Here is a 2,259-nt window from a genome sequence, read left to right as displayed (position 1 = left end):
CGTTCGTCCGCCGACAGACGGGCGGGCAAGAGAGGGTTCGGACCGGATCGGGCGTCTTGCATGAGACCGTTCGCAACTGAAGATGATCAGCAAACGGTAGTCGCAAAACGGAGATACAAGCTGATTCAATGTGTTATCGAAGCACAGCGGAATCATTCGTAACTGTGCGCGAGCGATCATGCCGCGCTTTTTCAACGTTGAGAGCGAATCAAAACAGGTTGAGGCGTTTGAGGCGCACGATAGACGGTTTATGGCGGAAATGCAGAATATTGATTAGGCATGTGGCAGCTCACCAGTTATCTTGAAGAGCTTCATTGCCTGGTCCACCAGCGTCGTTGTTCGCGTATCGATCTGCTTTATGCTCCAATCCTCCGCGATCGCGAGTTCGGCATTTAGCTTCAGACCGTTCTTGTAGCCCACTTCACGGCCTTTGCTGTCGGTCCGATCGCGCTTGTCGATGAAGCTCTTGTTTCCAAGAGCGCTATTGAAGCCTGAGATTGTCAGATTTCCAAGCTTGTGAACATGAGTCTCCTGCAAGGCCTTGGCCTCCTTTGCGTCGCCATCCGCGATCATGGCGACCCAAGACGCAGGAATGTTATCGCCCTGCGGAAAAATGTGCTCGATCGTCCAAACAAAAATCTTGCCCTCATACTTCCAGAGATCCACCCAAGTCTCCTTGGTCATGCTGTGCTCGGCCAAGGCGCACAATATGAACCGGGTAACCCCGGCGTTTTCATCGTAGATGGCGCCTTCTAATTTCGAGCGGAAGATCTCGTCGCTCGCTGATACCTGCACCAACTCTTTACGAATCATCGCGACCACTGCGTCCCCAGCCAGTGAGGCTACTTTATCGATGATCGTCATGAACAAGCGAGTGAGGTCGCGCGTCGGCGGCGTGTCCGTGAGGTTACGTCGGACGAAGAAGCGAACCAGCAGCTCCGCGATGGCCCTGAGTTCCGCAACGTCAAGGGCTAGTTTCTCACGCCGCATTAGCAGGTACAGCATCAACAGATGAGACGGAGCCCCCTGAATGCGGTCCAGATCCTTCAGCGGCTTTTCTAGCGGTACCCATGCTTCGTCCGAGCTGCGCCCGAGCATCAGCGCGTACAACTGACCAGCAGCACGAATATCGTGCAAATAGCTCTTCGCGTCCTGATTGATCAGCTTTTCAAAGATTTGGATCAGGTTGGAACGTGTGGCCACCGGCCCCAAGGGGTCCTTCCTCTTGTCATGCTCCCTGCGGAATGGGACGTTCAGTGGTTCCTTAAATGCGTTGTAGTAGTGCCGGAAGAAGCGCTCCTGAATGCTGTAGTCATCTCCCAGGTATCCAATCAGCTTATTCCACACATCAAAGTAGTGATCCACCTTTCCGGGCTCAGTGGTTTCTAGCCGGGCTAGCAGCTTGTTTTTAATTAGATCAATGGCTGTGAGCGGCATGCCCCGGTTGTTTAGCGACTCGAACAGCGTATACGCATCGGCGTGGCTGGCCACTTCGATTTTGACCAAGCTGGCATGGCTCACCTTATCCAGGAACGCCATGATAGACGCCAATCTGTTGTTCTGGCCGTCAACCATTTCTTCGATGCGTGATTGGAAGTAGCGGAAGGCGCGAAAGATCTTGCGATTACCGGCATAAGCTGGCGCATCGAATTGGCTGATCACTCCCACGTCCGACAAGGCGGCTCGGTAGTCATTCTGATTATTGTTTTGAATTTGCGGGATGACGCGAATCTGGTCGTCACCCTTTTTCAGAACCAGCTTGCGCTTGAGGTTGATCAGTTCAACACGCTGGTCGTCATCAAGGTCTTTCTCATGCCGCTTCAGCGACCGGTAGAGCGCCGCGAACAAGAGTGAAAGGGTGGTTAGCCGTTGCTGACCGTCCACCACCTCAAGGCGTTGCACAGCCAGCGAGTCAGTGGTCTGGTTGATACAGATGATAGAACCCAGGAAGTACCCAGGGTCATTTTCCTGCACGTCATCAAAAAGCGTTTCCCACTGACTCTTGCTCCAGGTGTATTCGCGCTGATAACGCGGAATTGCATAGATTACGCTCGCTTCAATGTCGAAGAGTTGCGAGACTGGGTAGTTGTTGACAGACTTAATCATTCTTCGTTCTCCCGCCCCATGAAATGATCATAGGAATCAAATGTTTGTTCCTCCTCGGTCTCCGCCCCTTTTCTGCTGTCTGAGATGCCCCACGTTTTCTAGACACCTGCCTCTTTCAGTTTCTGCTGTCTGGCTTCGAAGTCAACGGGCGAC

General features: G+C 53.0%; 1 protein-coding gene. It reads right to left on the bottom strand.

The genetic code is table 11. The features are described from left to right. Positions 1 to 273: 273 nt before the first annotated feature. Entirely contained in the window at positions 274 to 2,106 is a 1,833-nt protein-coding gene (locus QK300_RS13520; protein ID WP_281302228.1) for a DUF262 domain-containing HNH endonuclease family protein, read from the bottom strand. Positions 2,107 to 2,259: the final 153 nt, after the last annotated feature.

The sequence above is a fragment of the Iodidimonas sp. MBR-22 genome (genome assembly GCF_029946565.1).
In the GTDB taxonomy this organism is placed as follows: Bacteria; Pseudomonadota; Alphaproteobacteria; order Sphingomonadales; family Rhodothalassiaceae; genus Iodidimonas; species Iodidimonas nitroreducens.
The sequence above is the reverse complement of the archived record's forward strand: the minus strand, read 5'-3'. Positions and strand labels throughout refer to the sequence as shown.

Coding starts and splice junctions, on each gene's coding strand:
- QK300_RS13520 (WP_281302228.1), bottom strand. CDS start 2,106: ATGATTAAGTCTGTCAACAACTACCCAGTCTCGCAACTCTTCGACATT.